The organism is Umezawaea endophytica, from assembly GCF_025061645.1.
Taxonomy (GTDB): Bacteria; Actinomycetota; Actinomycetes; order Mycobacteriales; family Pseudonocardiaceae; genus Umezawaea; species Umezawaea endophytica.
On record NZ_JANYMP010000006.1, the window covers coordinates 154,471 to 169,885 of the forward strand.

Annotated in this window: 15 protein-coding genes and 2 riboswitches; of the genes, 2 read left to right on the forward strand and 13 right to left on the reverse strand. The window is 71.0% G+C overall.

Going from position 1 to position 15,415, the window contains the following annotated elements:
• Positions 1–852 carry a spermidine synthase gene (locus NZH93_RS15215; RefSeq protein ID WP_259623911.1) on the forward strand — a complete coding sequence of 284 codons (852 nt, stop codon included), beginning with the start codon at positions 1–3 and terminating at the stop codon, positions 850–852.
• A 40-nt stretch (positions 853–892) separates the two neighbouring features.
• On the opposite strand, the gene NZH93_RS15220 is transcribed toward NZH93_RS15215, so the two are convergent.
• Genes NZH93_RS15220 through NZH93_RS15240 form a run of 5 tightly spaced genes read right to left on the reverse strand, consistent with a single transcriptional unit; the run spans position 893 to position 7,116 of the window.
• A complete protein-coding gene (locus NZH93_RS15220) occupies positions 893–2,962 on the reverse strand; it encodes a S9 family peptidase (protein ID WP_259623712.1) in 2,070 nt (689 codons plus the stop codon).
• A gap of 50 nt (positions 2,963–3,012) precedes the next feature.
• On the reverse strand, positions 3,013–4,347 hold the full coding sequence (locus NZH93_RS15225; protein WP_259623713.1) for a sensor histidine kinase: 1,335 nt from the start codon (positions 4,345–4,347) through the stop codon (positions 3,013–3,015).
• Positions 4,344–5,012 (reverse strand): response regulator transcription factor, encoded by a 669-nt coding sequence (locus NZH93_RS15230; protein WP_259623714.1) that lies wholly within the window; start codon positions 5,010–5,012, stop codon positions 4,344–4,346. The genes NZH93_RS15225 and NZH93_RS15230 overlap by 4 nt, the downstream gene beginning before the upstream one ends.
• A gap of 44 nt (positions 5,013–5,056) precedes the next feature.
• Entirely contained in the window at positions 5,057–5,833 is a 777-nt protein-coding gene (locus tag NZH93_RS15235) for a DUF1295 domain-containing protein (RefSeq protein WP_259623715.1), read from the reverse strand.
• Positions 5,830–7,116 (reverse strand): class I SAM-dependent methyltransferase, encoded by a 1,287-nt coding sequence (locus NZH93_RS15240; protein WP_372506634.1) that lies wholly within the window; start codon positions 7,114–7,116, stop codon positions 5,830–5,832. Before NZH93_RS15240 ends, NZH93_RS15235 begins: the two co-directional genes overlap by 4 nt.
• Before the next feature lie 129 nt (positions 7,117–7,245).
• Between NZH93_RS15240 and NZH93_RS15245 the strand changes: the two genes are divergently transcribed.
• Positions 7,246–7,899 carry a hypothetical protein gene (locus NZH93_RS15245; protein WP_259623716.1) on the forward strand — a complete coding sequence of 218 codons (654 nt, stop codon included), beginning with the start codon at positions 7,246–7,248 and terminating at the stop codon, positions 7,897–7,899.
• 201 nt (positions 7,900–8,100) lie between these two features.
• On the opposite strand, the gene glyA is transcribed toward NZH93_RS15245, so the two are convergent.
• From glyA to NZH93_RS15285, 8 genes are all read right to left on the reverse strand, one after another.
• A complete protein-coding gene (gene glyA, locus NZH93_RS15250) occupies positions 8,101–9,366 on the reverse strand; it encodes a serine hydroxymethyltransferase (protein ID WP_259623717.1) in 1,266 nt (421 codons plus the stop codon).
• Between the two features lie 19 nt (positions 9,367–9,385).
• Positions 9,386–10,486: a glycine cleavage system aminomethyltransferase GcvT gene (gene gcvT / locus NZH93_RS15255; RefSeq protein WP_259623718.1), complete on the reverse strand. Its 1,101-nt coding sequence runs from the start codon at positions 10,484–10,486 to the stop codon at positions 9,386–9,388.
• Between the two features lie 117 nt (positions 10,487–10,603).
• Positions 10,604–10,698, reverse strand: a riboswitch (glycine riboswitch).
• A riboswitch (glycine riboswitch) is annotated at positions 10,699–10,786 on the reverse strand. It abuts the riboswitch before it with no gap.
• 67 nt (positions 10,787–10,853) lie between these two features.
• Entirely contained in the window at positions 10,854–11,156 is a 303-nt protein-coding gene (locus NZH93_RS15260; RefSeq protein ID WP_259623913.1) for a DUF3817 domain-containing protein, read from the reverse strand.
• A gap of 26 nt (positions 11,157–11,182) precedes the next feature.
• The gene (locus NZH93_RS15265; protein WP_259623719.1) at positions 11,183–11,536 is read right to left on the reverse strand and encodes a hypothetical protein; all 354 of its coding nucleotides are present in this window, start codon (positions 11,534–11,536) and stop codon (positions 11,183–11,185) included.
• Positions 11,537–11,645: 109 nt separating this feature from the next.
• Positions 11,646–12,137, reverse strand: a complete 492-nt coding sequence (locus tag NZH93_RS15270; protein WP_259623720.1) for a helix-turn-helix transcriptional regulator — start codon at positions 12,135–12,137, stop codon at positions 11,646–11,648.
• A gap of 245 nt (positions 12,138–12,382) precedes the next feature.
• The gene (locus NZH93_RS15275; protein ID WP_259623721.1) at positions 12,383–12,544 is read right to left on the reverse strand and encodes a hypothetical protein; all 162 of its coding nucleotides are present in this window, start codon (positions 12,542–12,544) and stop codon (positions 12,383–12,385) included.
• A 399-nt stretch (positions 12,545–12,943) separates the two neighbouring features.
• Positions 12,944–14,074, reverse strand: a complete 1,131-nt coding sequence (locus tag NZH93_RS15280) for a CaiB/BaiF CoA transferase family protein (protein WP_259623722.1) — start codon at positions 14,072–14,074, stop codon at positions 12,944–12,946.
• 14 nt (positions 14,075–14,088) lie between these two features.
• Positions 14,089–15,213: an acyl-CoA dehydrogenase family protein gene (locus NZH93_RS15285; protein ID WP_259623723.1), complete on the reverse strand. Its 1,125-nt coding sequence runs from the start codon at positions 15,211–15,213 to the stop codon at positions 14,089–14,091.
• Between the last annotated feature and the right edge of the window lie 202 nt (positions 15,214–15,415).

Consider the following 15,415-nt stretch of genomic DNA (forward strand, 5'->3'; position numbering starts at 1 on the left):
ATCGACAACTCCATCAGGGAACCACTGGGCGACGGCCTGCACCGCCTCTGGGACGTCAAGGACGTCGTGGTGGACACGAAGACCGAGTTCCAGCACCTGGTGATCGCCGACACGGCGCAGGGCCGGTCCCTGTTCTGCGACGACGACCGCCAGAGCACGGAGTTCAGCCAGCTCACCTACCACGAGGCGCTGATGGTCCCGGCGCTGCTGCTCGCGGACACCGTCGACCGCGTGCTGGTCATCGGGTCCAGCGAGGGCGTCGTGTGCCAGATGGCCGTCGAGGCGGGCGCGACCGTCGTCGACCACATCGACATCGACGAGCAGGCCGTGAAGCTGTGCGCGGAACACCTGCCTTACGGCTACTCGCAGTCCGAGCTGGCCGAGGCCGAGGCGGGCACCGGACCCGTCCGGGTGAAGTACATCGACGGGTGGGAGTACATCAGGACCACCTCGGAGAAGTACGACATCGTGCTGGTCGACCTCCCCGACGAGCGCGAGGAGGAGGCGCAGCACAACCGCCTGTACGGCGAGGAGTTCCTGCGCATGTGCAAGGCGCTGCTCACGCCCGGCGGTGTCGTCGTGACGCAGGCGGGCTGCCAGACCATGTGGCGCAACACCACGTTGATCCGCTCGTTCCAGCGGTTCAACGACGTGTTCGACACGGTCGTCTACTACGGCTCCGACGAGCACGAGTGGGCGTACCTGTTCGGGCGCGCGGACGTGGTCGACGACCCGACCTCGCTGATGGCCGAGCGGCTGACGACCTCCGGCTACCAGCCGGAGACGATCGACGACCTGGCGCTGCTGTCGGGCTCGATCCCGCCGTTCACCGTTCGCCAGTCCCTGGCGTAGAACCGTTGGGGGGAGCCGTTTCCCGGCTCCCCCCTCGGGCTCACGCCAGCGACCTGGCCAGGAACTCCACCTGGAGCAGCAGCAGGTTCTCGGCGACCTGCTCCTGCGGGGTCATGTGCGTGACGCCGCTCAGCGGCAGCACCGTGTGCGGCCTGCCCGCCGCGACCAGCGCGGACGAGAGCCGCAGCGAGTGCGCCGCCACCACGTTGTCGTCGGCCAGCCCGTGGATGATCATCAGCGGGCGTTCCAGCTTCGGCGCGTCGGCGATCAGCGAGTTCGCCTCGTACACCTCGGGCCGGTCCTGCGGGGTCCCCAGGTAGCGCTCGGTGTAGTGCGTGTCGTAGAGCGCCCAGTCGGTGACCGGGGCCCCCGCGATGCCCGCGTGGAACACGTCCGGCCTGCGCAGCACGGCCAGCGCCGCCAGGTAACCGCCGTAGGACCAGCCCCGGATGCCCACGCGCGACAGGTCGAGGTCGTCGAACCGCGCCGCCACGGCGTGCAGCGCGTCGACCTGGTCCTCCAGCGTCGACCCCGCGAAGTCGAACGCGATCTCCCGCTCCCACACCGGGCCACGACCTGGCGTGCCCCGACCGTCGGCGACGAGCACCGCGAAACCCTGGTCCGCCAACCACTGCGACGCCAGGTGGGCGTTGCGCGCCGACAGCACGCGCTGCGCGTGCGGCCCGCCGTACGGGTCGAGCAGCACCGGCAGCTTCGCCGAGCCGGGCACGTGGCCGGTCGGGAACAGCAGCGCCACGCGCAGGTCCCGCTCCCCCACCGCCAGCAGCCGGACCTCCGGCGTCAGCACGGGGGTCTCGGCGAACGACGCGATCTCCTGCCCCGTCGACACCGTCACCCTCGACCCGAACCAGTCGAGCGAGGCCGACGTCAGCAGCAGGACGCCACCGCCTCGCACGGCGTGGTGCACGCCGTCCACAGTGGACAGCCGCTCGACGCCCGCCGCCGTCGCCCGGTAGACGTGCACCTGCGTCGGGTCGTCCTCGGACGCGGTCACCAGCACGTCGTCCGCCGTCACGTCGAGCACCGCGCGCACCTGGAGGCCGTCCGGCGTCCACTCGTCGTCACCGACCACGAGCCGGTTCGCGTCGTCGCGCACGGCGATCCGCACGAGCCTGCCGTCCGGCGTCCACGCGGGCACGCCCGGCATGACCTCGACCCAGCGCGGGTCGGTGTCGGTGTGCACCACCTCGGTCGCGCCGGTCGCGGTGTCCACGGCCAGCACCAGCGCGGTCCGCTGCTCCCTGGTCTGCACCAGCAGCAGCGGGGCACCGCCCGCGGACCAGTGCACCGACGCCAGGTACGGGTAGGCGTCCCGGTCCCACTCGACGGCGGTGGACGTGCCGTCGACGCCCAGCACCGACAGGCTCACGAGCGCGTTCGGCGTGCCCGCCGCCGGGTAGGCGATCTCGGTCGCGGGCGTCGCCGGGTTGGCCGGGTCGGCGATGTGCCAGCGCGGCACCGGGGTGTTGTCCACCCGCGCGGCGAGCACGGCCGTGCCGTCCGGCGCGAACCAGTACCCGCGGAACCGGTTCATCTCCTCCGCCGCGATGAACTCCGCCAGGCCCCAGGTGACCTCGGGGTCGTCGTCGTGGCCGAGCGCGGTGTCCTCGCCGCTCGCCAGGTCGAGGAGGTGCAGCGCCCCCTCCGCCACGTACGCGACGCGCGCGCCGGTCGGGTCCAACCTCGGGTCGATCACCGAGCCCGCCGCGGGCAGCTCCCGCACCTCGTTCGTCGTCAGATCGGCCAGGAACAGCCTGCCGGACAGGGCGAACACCGCTTGGCGCGCGGCCGAGTCGACCGCGTAGCCGACCAGGCCCGCGCTCGACTCCCGGCTGCGCTCCCGCCGTGAGCGCTCCTGCGGCGAGAGGTCCTCGGGGTCGGTGAGCAGCACCGCCGGATCGGCGACGAGCGTCTCGACGCCGGTGGCCGTGTCCAGCGCCCACAGCCCGTTCGCACGGCTCGTGGCCGACGCGACGCGCAGGAAGTACACGTGTGAACCGTCGGGTGCGACGGTGAAGGTCCTCGGTGCGCCGAGGGTGAACCGCTGGGTGCGCGCGTGTTGGCGCGGGAAGGAGGTTTCGTTGCCCACCCGGCCACCCTAATGCCGGGATCCGCGCTGGTCGCGGCCGGTGGACAGGGTCACAGCGTGAAGCCGATGTCCGCACCGCCACCAGGCCGTTGGCGGGCGAACACCGTGCCGCCGTGGGTGGTGGCGACCTCGTGGACGATCGCCAGCCCGAGCCCCGAACCGGGCAGCGAGCGCGCGGACGTGGCGCGGTGGAACCGGTCGAAGATGTGGGCTCGGTCCTCCGGCGCGACACCGGGGCCCCGGTCGAGCACGCGGAACCCGTTCGGCCGGAGCACCACCTCGACCGGTCCCTCGGAGAACTTGACCGCGTTGTCGACCAGGTTGGTCACCGCACGCTCCAGGCCGCGCACGCGCCCCGTGACCACGCCTTCGGCGTCCACCAGCACCTCGCGCCCGCTGCGCCGCCGGGCTCGGGTGGCGACCCGGTCGGCGAGGGCGGGCAGGTCGACCGCGCTGAACTCCTCGTCGACCCGCCGCTCCGCCGAGAACTCCATCAGCTCCGCCACGAGGTGCGACAGCTCCCGCGCCTCGCCGTCCAGGTCCTCGATGAGCTGCCCGCGCGACTCCGACGGCAGCTCGTCCACCCTCTTGAGCACGGAGATGTTGGTGCGCAGGCTGGTCAGCGGCGTGCGCAGCTCGTGGTTCGCGTCCTGCACCAGCCGCCGCTGGTCCTCGCGGGCGCCCGCCAGCCGCACCAGCACCGAGTCGAACGCGGCCCCCAGCCTGGCCACCTCGTCGTTCCCGCCCGCCCCGAGCATCAGGTCCAGCCTCCCGCTCGCGGCGACCTCCTCGGCGGCCCCCGTCAGCCACTCCAGCCCGCGGGTCAGGCGCCGGGCCACGGCCCTCCCGACCAGGACCGCGATCAGCAGCACCAGCGCCGCGACACCCGCGAGGCGCCAGGCGAACCCGGTGACCAGCGCCTCGGTCCGGGAGATCGGCCGCGCGAGCTGGACGGCGCCCCGGCCACCACCGAGCGACACCGTGACCACCCGCAGCTCCTCACCGCCGCGAGGGGTGAACTCGCGCTCGGCCGTCTCCCCTGCGGTGTCGAGGGCGGCGATCTCCTTGTCCACGGTGTAGACGGGGAACGAGCCCGCCTCCTGGTCGGTCCGGCCGAGCCTGCCGTCACCCGCGAGGACCTGCGTGACGGCGTCGCGGGAGCGCATCACGTCACTTCCGACCTCGCCGTCCTCGGTGAACCCCTTGGGGGTCAGCTCGGTCCACGAGACGCGGTCGACCGTGGCGTCGACCTGCGAGCGGAACGCCCTCTCGGCGTCACCCTCCAGCGCGCTCTCCCCGATGCCGTAGGCGGCGCCGGAGACGGCGAGGACGACGGCGACCGAGATGCCCGTGAACGCCCGTGTGAGCCCACGCCGCGCGCTCACGCCCCACGCACCGTGTAGCCGACACCGCGCACGGTGTGGATCAGCGACGGCATCCCGACCTTGCGCCGCAGGTACCCCACGTACACCGCGAGGTTCTTCGACTCGACGCCGAAGTCGTAGCCCCAGATCCGGTCGTAGATCGTGGCGTGGTCGAGCACGATGCCCGCGTTGCGCACCAGCAGTTCCAGGAGGTCGAACTCGGTCTTGGACAGCTCGACCGCGGTGCCGCCGCGCCACACCCGCCGGGCGGCCGGGTCGATCCGCAGGTCCGAGACCTGGAGCACCCTGTTCCCGTCCGGCGGCTCCACGCGGCGCAGCAGCGCCCGCAGGCGGGCCATCAGCTCGTCCAGCTCGAACGGCTTCACCAGGTAGTCGTCCGCGCCCGCGTCCAGCCCCTCGACCCGTTCCGAGGTCTCGGACCGGGCGGTCAGCAGCAGGATCGGGGTGCGGTAGCCGTCCGCGCGCAGCAGGCGGCACACGTCCAGGCCGTCGACGCCGGGCATCATCACGTCGACCACCGCGGCGTCCACACCGGAGCGCCGCACCTCGTTCAGCGCCTGGACGCCGTTGGGCACCGGGATGACCCGGTACCCCTCCAGCTCCATCGCCCGCACCAGGGACTCGCGGATCGCCCGATCGTCGTCGGCCAGCAGCACCGTGCTCATCACGTGCTGGAGTCTGACCCGTCACGGTGAGAAGCGGGTAAGAACTAGGCCGTTTTCCTCGGCGGCCACGGCACGAAGCCGCTGGTCCGCTCCACGTACTCGGCGTAGCCGGGCCTGCGCTTGGCCATGTCCTTCTCCAGCAGCGGTTTGCCGGTGCCGTTGGCGAGGGTGAACGTCATGGCGATCGGCGCGACGACCGTGAGCAGGCCGACCCAGTGGTGGGTGGCGAACAGGAACAGGCCCCACCACACGACGGCGTCGCCGAAGTAGTTCGGGTGCCTGGTGTAGCGCCACAGCCCGCGGTCCATGACCTGGCCCTTGCTCGCCGGGTCCGCGCGGAACTTCGAGAGCTGCCAGTCGCCGACCGACTCGAACGCGAACCCGACCACCCAGACGAGGACGGCGAGGTAGTCCAGCAGGCCGAGCGGGGCCGTCAGGTACGACGCGGCCTGCACCGGCAGCGACACCAGCACCATGACGACGGCCTGGGTCACGTACACGCGGTACATGCCGAGCACGCCCCGCCGCTTCAGGATGGCGACGTAGCGCGGGTCCTCGTCCTTGCCGCGGTTGCGCGCGTGGATGTGCCAGCCGAGGCGGACGCCCCACACGACCGTCAGCAGCGCCACCAGCAGGCCGCGCGACGTCGGACCGGCGATCAGCAGCGTGACCACGGAGATGATCGCGAAGCCGACGCCCCAGAACACGTCGATCACGTCGTACCGGCCGCGCGACCTCGCCGCGGTGAACAGCGCCGACACGAGCACCAGCACGAAGACCGCGGTGAGCAGGACGTTCAGGCCGAAGGCACCGGCGTTCACCGCACCACCCAGTCACGGGTGCGCGGCATGCCGCTCGTCCCGTTCGCGCTCGGCCGCACCGCGAGGACCTGGTCCACGCCCATCCGCCCCTCCTCGAACGTCAGCGCCCCACCCGCGAGGTAGAGCCGCCACACCCGCGCCTGGCCCTCGCCGACCAGCGAGACGACCTCGGCCCACCGCTCCTCCAGCGTCGCGGCCCAGGCGCGCACGGTCCAAACGTAGTGCTCCCGCAGCGCTTCCACATCACGGATCTCCAGGCCCGCGCGCTCCAGGTGGCCGACCGTCGCGCTGACCGGCCGCATGTGCATGTCCGGGGCCACGTAGGACTCGATGAACGCGCCGCCGCCGGGGGCGTTGGCGCCGCGCGACATCTGCTGGAGCAGCAGCCTGCCCTCCGGCTTGAGCAGGCGGTGCAGCGTGGCCGCGTACTCGGGGTAGTTCTCCTCGCCGACGTGCTCGCCCATCTCGATCGTGGAGATCGCGTCGAACGGCTCGTCGTCGACCTCCCGGTAGTCCTGGAGCTTGACCGTCACCAGGTCTTCCAGTCCCTCGTCGGCGATGCGCGTCTTGATGTGCGCGTGCTGCTGCCGGGAGATCGTAACGCCGGTCGTGGACGCGCCGAAGTGCTTGGCCGCGTGGATGATCATCGAACCCCAGCCGCAGCCGACGTCGAGCATCCGAGTGCCGGGTCCCACGTCCAGCTTGCGGCAGACCAGGTCGAGCTTGTCGCGCTGCGCGTCCGCGACGGTGTACTCGGGGCTGTCCGACGTCCAGTAGCCGCTGGAGTACGCCATGCTCGGGTCGAGCACGAGCCGGTAGAAGTCGTTGCTCAGGTCGTAGTGGTGCGCGATGGCCGCCTGGTCGCGGCTGCGGGTGTGCCGCGTGCCGGACAGCCGGGCCTCCTCACCGGGCGCCGCGGGCCGGGGGCCGAGCGCGCCGAGGCGCAGCGCGACCCGTGCCGCGCCGAACAGGTCGGAGGCCTTCGGCTTGCCGGCGCGCAGCGCGCCCTGCCTGGCCAGCGCCCAGAACCGGGCCAGGCCGTCGGTCAGGTCGCCCTCGACGTCCAGGTCGCCCGCCACGTAGGCGCGCGCGAGGCCCAGCTCGTCCGGGTTCCACACCAGGCGGCGCAGCGCGCGCTTGGACCGGATCACCGCCACTGGTCCGTTCGAGGGGCCCGCGCTGCTCCCGTCCCAGGCCCGCAAGCCGATCGGCAGGGGCGTTCCGAGGACCTTTTCGACGACGGCGGCAAGCTGACCTGCCACTCCACCGGTTCCGACCACCACGAGCCTCCTGTGCCAAGACGGGTAGCTGTAGTTCGTCCCGAGATTGTTTTCGGTTCGGTTCTGAACCGCTCACGCGGTCCCCCCGTATTGCTCCATGAAGCGAATGAACGGACGAGGAGGAGTCGAGAAGTGATCCGACGTAACCGCATCGCCATCGCCGTCGCAGGCGGCATGGCAACCGTGCTCGCCCTGGTCATGTGGAGCACCAACGCCGTTGGCGTCCAGGGCACCAACGTGGCTCAGACCGCACCCGCGGTGGAGGCGGCTGCCGCGCCGGGTGACTACGGCTACGACACCCCTGCCGCCGCGGGCACCGACGCCCCCGCCGCCGGTGCGCAGACCAGCGCCGCCGACCAGCCCCCCGCCGCCGCCGCGCCGCCCGCCGTCTCGAACATCCGACTGGTCGCCAAGACCGTCGACAAGATGGGCGACGTCGTGCAGGACGGCGACGGCCGCACGCTGTACCGCTTCGACAAGGACACCCCCAAGCCGCCGGTCTCCAACTGCAACGACGCGTGCGCCGTCACCTGGCCGCCGCTCGTCGTCCCCGCGGGCTCCACCCCGCAGCTCGAAGGCGTCGACCCGGCGCTGGTCGGCACGCTGAAGCGCGCTGACGGCACCGAGCAGGTCACGATCGACGGTTGGGGCCTGTACACCTACTCGAAGGACCCGGGTCCGGGCAAGTGGGCGGGCCAGGGCGTCGGCGGCACGTGGTTCGTGATCCAGCCGAACGGCAAGCGCAACGTCGAGTGCCTCCCGCCGGGCGTCACGGCCCCCGTGTAGTGGAAAACCACAGGTAGAGCGTGAAGCCCGGCCCCGGGGAAGGGGCCGGGCTTCAGTGCACACCTGGTACACCGAAGACTTGCCGCTCATTCGCTTCGCGGTGAGGTACGACGAGAACGGCCCCCCGCACCCGCGGGGGGCCGTTCTCGTTGGCGTGGTCGGGGTTGGTGGAAGCCGGTCGGCCTCCACCACCGCCACGGACTACAGGCTCGGGTACAGCGGGTGCTTGGCGGCGAGGACCTCGACGCGGGCGCGGAGTTCGGTGAAGTCCGGGTCGGCCAGGAGGGCGGCGACGATGATGTCGGCCACCTCCGCGAAGTCCGCCTCGCCGAAGCCGCGGGTGGCCAGGGCGGGGGTGCCGACGCGCAGGCCTGAGGTGACCATCGGCGGGCGGGGGTCGTTGGGGACGGCGTTGCGGTTGACGGTGATGCCGACCTGGTGCAGGCGGTCCTCGGCCTGCTTGCCGTCCAGCTCCGACGCGACGAGGTCGACCAGCACCAGGTGCACGTCGGTGCCGCCGGTGAGCACCTTGATGCCCGCAGCGGCGGCGTCGGGCTGGACCAGGCGGTTCGCCAGGATCTTCGCGCCCTCGACGGTGCGGCGCTGGCGGTCGGCGAACTCCGGGCTCGCGGCGTGCTTGAACGCCACGGCCTTGCCCGCGATCACGTGCTCCAGCGGGCCGCCCTGCTGGCCGGGGAACACCGCGGAGTTGATCTTCTTCGCGATGTCGGCGTCGTTGGACAGGATCACGCCGCCGCGCGGACCGCCGAGGGTCTTGTGCGTGGTGGTCGTGGTCACGTGCGCGTGCGGCACGGGGCTCGGGTGCAGGCCGGTGGCGACCAGGCCCGCGAAGTGGGCCATGTCCACCATCAGGAACGCGCCCACGGAGTCGGCGATCCGGCGGAACTCGGCGAAGTCCAACTGGCGGGGGTACGCCGACCAGCCCGCGACGATCAGCTTCGGCTGGTGCTCCACGGCGAGGCGCTCGACCTCGGCCATGTCGACCAGACCGTCCGAATCGGACACGTGGTACGGGATGACGTTGTACAGCTTGCCGGAGAAGTTGATCCGCATGCCGTGCGTCAGGTGACCGCCGTGCGCCAGGTCGAGGCCCAGAATGGTGTCACCGGTGTTCAGCAGCGCGAACATCGCGGCGGCGTTCGCCTGGGCGCCGGAGTGCGGCTGCACGTTGGCGAAGCCGGCGCCGAACAGCTCCTTGATCCGCGCGATGGCGAGCCGCTCGACGACGTCGACGTTCTCGCAGCCGCCGTAGTAGCGGCGGCCGGGGTAGCCCTCGGCGTACTTGTTGGTGAGCACCGATCCCTGCGCTTCGAGGACCGACACCGGGGTGAAGTTCTCCGACGCGATCATCTCCAGCGTGTTCTGCTGGCGGGCGAGCTCGGCGGCGACGGCTTCCGCCACCTCCGGGTCGAACTCCGCGAGGGAGGTGTTGAAGTGGTCTGACATGGAATCTCCCTTGGACGGATCAGTTGGCGCGCTTGTAGAACGGCAGTGCGACGACCTCGACGGGCTCCTGCCTGCCCCGGACGTCCACCGCCAGCTTGGTGCCGGACTCGGCGCTGCTCCTGGCCACGTAGGCCATCGCCACCGAGTACCCGAGCGTCGGCGACAGTGCGCCGCTGGTGATCTCGCCGACCGCGGCGCCGTCGGCGTCCAGCACGGTGTACCCGTGCCGCGGCGCCCGGCGGCCCTCGGACTTGAGACCGACGAGCGTGGTGTCCACACCGGACTCCGCGATCTTCGCCAGCGCGTCGCGACCGACGAAGTCGCCGGGCTTGTCGAGCTTCACGACCCGGCCGAGGTTGGCGTGGTACGGGGTGTGCGCGGTGTCGAGTTCGTTGCCGTACAACGGCATCCCGGCTTCCAGCCGCAGCGTGTCGCGGCAGCCGAGCCCCGCGGGCTTCAGGCCGTGGTCCTTGCCGGCCTCCAGCAGCGCCGCCCAGACGGCGGGGGCGTCGGCCGGGGCCACGAACAGCTCGAAGCCGTCCTCGCCCGTGTAGCCCGTCCTGGCCAGCAGCACCGCCGTGCCCGCGACCTCGGTCGGGTAGGAGGCGTAGTACTTCACCGTCGCCAGGTCGGTCGGCGTGAGGCCCGCCAGGATCGCGGTCGAGTTCGGCCCCTGCACGGCGAGCAGCGCGTAGTCCGTCGACCGGTCGACGACGGTGGTGTCGAAGCCCTTCGCGCGCTCGACCAGTTCGCCGAACACCAGCGCGGCGTTGGAGGCGTTCGCGACGACGAGGAATTCGGTGTCGCCCAACCGGTACACGATCAGGTCGTCCAGCACACCGCCGTCGGCCTGGGTGATCATGGTGTAGCGGGCGCGGCCGACGCCGATCGCGGAGCTGTGCCCGACCAGCGCGTGGTCCAGGGCGGCACCGGCCTCCGGGCCCTCCAGCACGATCTCGCCCATGTGCGTGAGGTCGAACAGCCCCGCCGTCGTGCGGACCGCGTGGTGCTCGGCGAGTTCGCTGTCGTAGCGCAGGGGCATCCGCCAGCCCGCGAAGTCGGTGAACATGGCGCCCAGCGCCTCGTGCTCGGCGTGCAGCGGCGTCCGACGGCTTTCCATCTGGGTGGATCCTCCCTGGTGGGCATGCTCAACGGCCGACCGCGCCGCGAGGGCGACTGGTCGACCGGCGGCGGGCAGTGGGAACACGGTCATCCGCGAGACTCCTCCTGTGAGCGAGCCTCCCCCTCTGTCATGAGCCTGAGAGCTTCGTCGCGCGAGCGCGACTTGCACCGTGGGCGAGGCGCGCTGGCGCGCCTGCTTTTCAGAGTTGCCTGCGTCGCGCGGTACCTGGGCCTGAGAGATTCCGGGGAGGATTTGCTCCTTCGGCGCCCCTTGCGGGGACTCTTCCGCGCGCCATCGACGGCCGTGTTCAGTTGATGTGCCAGACGCTATTCGCAGGCCGTGCCGCAGGTCAACAGGGGTCGCCTCACAGGGGGACGCCCTCCCGGACGCGCTCGACCACCTTGCGCTCCGCGTAGAACGACAGGAACGGGATCGTGCCTGCCAGCAGGACCAGGACCGTGCCCTTGATCGACCAGCGGGCCTTGAGGCCGAGGTCGACGGCGATGACCAGGTAGATGGCGTAGAGGAAGCCGTGGACCGGACCGACGAGCTTGATCAGACCGGGCGAGTCGCCGAGGTACTTGAAGAGCATGGCCACGACCAGCAGCAACAGGCCCACACCGACCACGTAGGCCATGAACCTGAACCGGTTCAACGCACCGCTCATCGCCCGTCCGACCGCCTTCGTTCCGCTCACCGCTGGTCCCGCGAGTTCAGTTCGGCGAGGTAGCGGTTGTAGACCGCGAGCTCGTCGTCCTCGTCCACTGCGGGCGCCCTGACGGCGTCAACGGTAACGACAGGCGTGGGCGCGACCACGGGCGGCTCGGCTTTGCGCTGGGCGTCGAGCTTGCGGATGCGCCAGACCATGAAGGCCGGGAAGAGTCCGAACAGCGGCCACTGCAACACGTAGCCGAGGTTCTGGAAGGTCCCGCTGGCGGACTCGAACCTCGTCCACTGCCACCACGCGAGACCGCAACAGCCCACCAGCGCGACGACGCACACGAGCGCGATAGCCACTCGCTGGGAGGTGATCGGGCCGCCGGACACACGTCAAAGCTAGCACCGGCGCTACTGCGGTTGGAGGTCCAGGGCCGGGTGACCCAAGGGTTTGGGGCTCCACCACGGAGCCCGCTCCCGTTTCCGGACCGCCGACCTCCTAGGCCACGCCGTCCCGGCGCTGCCGCTGCAACCTGGCGACGCACCACGCCGCCGCGCTGCCCCGACGCAGGTGCTGGAGCACCGTCATCGGTCCGAGTCGACGACCGAGGTCCGCGGGCAGGAGCCCGGCCACCCGGTAGTCGAGAGCGCGCTGGTCCAACGGGCTGATGCCCGCGTCCCACCACTGCTCCGCCTCGGCGAGGTCGCCCACGAGCTGCCAGTAGCTCGCCGCCGCCTCCAGGAGGACCTCGGGCACCTCGGGCGCCCTCCTCCGCATAGCCGCCACGTACGCGGGGCTGGCCGACTCGACCCGCACCACTCCACGTGGACCACCGTTCGCCCGCTGGGAGGGGATCCCCGGCGACGCGCTGGGTGGTGCCTCCGCCAGCCAGGCGTTCTTGATCCGGTTCACCTCCTGCATCTCAGCGTCGTCCGACCGCTCCGCCGCCCACTGCCTAAGCAGTTCGTCGACTCCGGAGTCCTCGACCATTTATGCCTCCCTGGGGTCGAAGATCAGCCAATGCAGCGCACCGTATTCAAGGGTTCGGCCAACCGCTAGACCCTTGTTTGTCGATAACCCCGTTACCAGGGTGTTATAGGCCCTATTCCACCCATAAGGTCCAACGGCCTGGGCACGATGTCACCGTGGGTGATGGTCCGTGAGCGGGTTTCGCGGCCCAGCGCGGCGCGGGCCGCGAAACCCGGCGGAACGGGACGAAATCGGGGTGCGGGCGACTAGGCGAAGAGGCTCCGGATGAACGTGATGATCGCTTCGGCTCCCTCGCGCAGCCAGGCGAGGACCTGCGAGACCGCGTCGGCCGACTCCACCGGGCGGGTGATCAGGAGGAACAGCACCAGCGCGACCGCCGCCAGCACGACCACCTTCTTCGTGTTCACGTCAAGCCACTCCGTCCGCTCAGGTTCGTGCGTCGGCCACCGGTGACGACCGGGAGCACGCCGTGTCACCCGACATGGTCCCCCATTCACCCGGATGATGAACCTCGAACACGCACGCCGCCCCCGACCGGCCCTAAGATCGGCCGCTTGAGACGCCTGAGGGGGTCTCAGCATCACCCGAATGGCCGCTCAAGGGCCGCCCCGCGGAGGTCGATGACCTGGGTACGGGCGTCTCGTCCGGCAACCCCCCAGCTAGAGCACCGAGGTACTCGCGAACCATCAGCACACCCAGAGGGTCCCCCTGACCCCCCCGAGCCGCACTCGGTGAGCACGCTGCGTGATCACGCGGTTCCACTGCCGTGATTCTTTCCCGGCGACATTTTCGTGCCCTTTTATTGATCAGCCAATTACTCCGGACCGAGTCAGTTCCGTAATTTCCGAGTCGACGAGACCGAGCTCCTCCAACACCTCGATCGTGTGCTTTCCGGCCCGAACGGGTGGTTCCGGTGTCCCGGCGGGGGTGCGGTCGAACCGGGGGGCGGGCGCGGGCAGCGAAATCCCGTCCACGTCGACGAAGACCCCCCGCGCCACGTTGTGCGGGTGCGACGGCGCTTCACCGGGTTCGAGCACCGGCACCAGGCACGCGTCGGTGCCCGCGGCGAGGTCGGCCCACTCGTCCCTGGTCCTCGTCCCGATCGCCGCCGCGATGCGCTCCCGCACCTCGGGCCAGTTCGCCGGGTCGTGCCGGTTCGGCAGCTCCCCCAGGTCCAGCACCCGCGCCAGCTCGGCGAAGAACCTGTCCTCCAGCGCGCCGACGCTGACGTACCGGCCGTCGGCCGCTCGGTAGACGTCGTAGAACGGCGCGCCGCCGTCCAGCAGGTTCGTGCCGCGCTCGCCCTTCTCCCCGCCCGCACCGCGCATCCCGTGCAGGAACGTGGTGAGCAGCGCCGCGCCCTCGACCATCGCCGCGTCCACGACCTGGCCGCGACCGGAGCGCTCCCGCTCGTAGAGCGCGGCGAGCACGCCCATCGCGAGCAGCAGGCCACCGCCGCCGAAGTCGCCGAGCAGGTTCAGCGGCACGGTCGGCGGCTGCCCGGCCCGGCCGATGGGCTCCAGCGCCCCGGAGAGGGCGATGTAGTTGATGTCGTGGCCCGCGAGGTCGGCCATGGGCCCGTCCTGGCCCCAGCCGGTTATGCGGCCGTAGACCAGCCGCGGGTTGCGGGCCAGGCACTGCGCCGGACCGATGCCCAGCCGTTCGGTCACGCCGGGCCGGAAGCCCTCGATCAGCACGTCGGCCCGGTCGACCAGGCGCAGCACGAGCCCCGCGCCCTCGGGGGTGCGGATGTCGATGCCCACCGACCGCCTGCCGCGGCTCAGCGGGTCACCCGGCACCGCGCCGGGGTCGCCGCCGATCCGGTCCACCCTGATGACGTCCGCGCCCAGGTCGGCCAGCACCATCGCGCCGAACGGCGCGGGCGCGAGCCCGGCCAGTTCCACGACGCGCAGCCCGGCCAGTGGTCCCTGCTTCATGGTTGGCTCCTGCTCTACAGCGACCGGGCGATGATTTCCTTCATGATCTCGTTCGTGCCGCCGTAGATCTTCTGCACGCGCGCGTCGGCCCAGGCCCGTGCGATCGGGTACTCCGTCATGTAGCCGTAGCCGCCGAACATCTGCACGCACTCGTCGACGACCCGGCAGAGCCGCTCGGTCGACCACCACTTGGCCATCGCCGCCGTGGGGACGTCGAGCTGCCCCTCCAGGTGCCGCTGGATGCAGTCGTCGACGAACGACCTGGTCACGGCCGCCTCGGTGGCGCACTCGGCGAGCGTGAACCGGGTGTTCTGGAACTTGATCAGCTCGCGGCCGAACGCGGTCCGGTCCTTCACGTAGTCCAGCGTCAGCGCGACGGCGGCCTCGATGCCCGCGACGGAGGCAACCGCGATGATCAGCCGTTCCTGCGGGAGCTGGTTCATGAGCTGGACGAACCCCTGGCCCTCGGCGCCGCCGAGCAGGTTGGCCTCCGGCACGCGCACGTCGTCGAAGAACAGCTCGGCGGTGTCCTGGCCCTTCATGCCGACCTTGTCGAGCACCCGGCCGCGCCGGAAGCCGGGCGCCTGCGCGGTCTCGACGACGACCAGCGAGGTGCCCGCCGCTCCCCCGGCCGGGTCGGTCTTGGCGACCACGATCACCAGGTCGGCCTGGCTGCCGTTGGTGATGAAGGTCTTCGAGCCGTTGATGACGTAGGAGTCGCCGTCGCGGATGGCCTTGGTCTTGATGCCCTGGAGGTCCGACCCCGCGCCGGGCTCGGACATCGCGATGGCGCCGACGTACTCGCCGCTGGCGAGCTTCGGCAGCCACCTCAGCTTCTGCTCCTCCGTGCCGTAGGCGAGGAGGTAGGGCGCGACGATGCCGCTGTGCACGCTGTTGCCCCACGCGCTGTCGCCCGCGCGCGCCTGCTCCTCGATCACCACGGCCTCGTGGGCGAACGTGCCGCCGCCCCCGCCGTACTCCTCGGGGATCGACAGGCACAGCAGCCCGACCTCGCCCGCCTTCGTCCACAGGTCCCGGTCGACGTGCTTCTGCGCCGCCCAGCGCTCCTGGTTCGGTGTCATCTCCTTGGCCATGAACGTGCGGCTCAGCTCGCGGAGCTGGTCCAGGTCCTCGGTCATCCATGCGGAACGGCGCTTCGACATACTCCCCAGCCAAGCACCGCACCGGCTGGTCTGCCATGACCATCGCGCTTCGGATGAGGCGTCGAAAGTGAGCTAATTTGTCGGTCACGGATGGTCCGGGCCTGGTCGGACGGGCCTTCTGGACCGCTCAAGTGAGCGAAAGGGTCACCTGTCCCGGTCATGGGCAAGGTCCCGCCGC

Excerpts from the sequence above, each read along its gene's own strand:
- NZH93_RS15230 (WP_259623714.1), bottom strand. The coding sequence starts at position 5,012 with ATGAGCACGGTGCTGCTGGCCGACGACGATCGGGCGATCCGCGAGTCC.
- NZH93_RS15285 (WP_259623723.1), bottom strand. The coding sequence starts at position 15,213 with ATGACCGAGGACCTGGACCAGCTCCGCGAGCTGAGCCGCACGTTCATG.
- NZH93_RS15280 (WP_259623722.1), bottom strand. The coding sequence starts at position 14,074 with ATGAAGCAGGGACCACTGGCCGGGCTGCGCGTCGTGGAACTGGCCGGG.
- glyA (WP_259623717.1), bottom strand. The coding sequence starts at position 9,366 with ATGTCAGACCACTTCAACACCTCCCTCGCGGAGTTCGACCCGGAGGTG.
- NZH93_RS15270 (WP_259623720.1), bottom strand. The coding sequence starts at position 12,137 with ATGGTCGAGGACTCCGGAGTCGACGAACTGCTTAGGCAGTGGGCGGCG.
- NZH93_RS15260 (WP_259623913.1), bottom strand. The coding sequence starts at position 11,156 with ATGAGCGGTGCGTTGAACCGGTTCAGGTTCATGGCCTACGTGGTCGGT.
- gcvT (WP_259623718.1), bottom strand. The coding sequence starts at position 10,486 with ATGGAAAGCCGTCGGACGCCGCTGCACGCCGAGCACGAGGCGCTGGGC.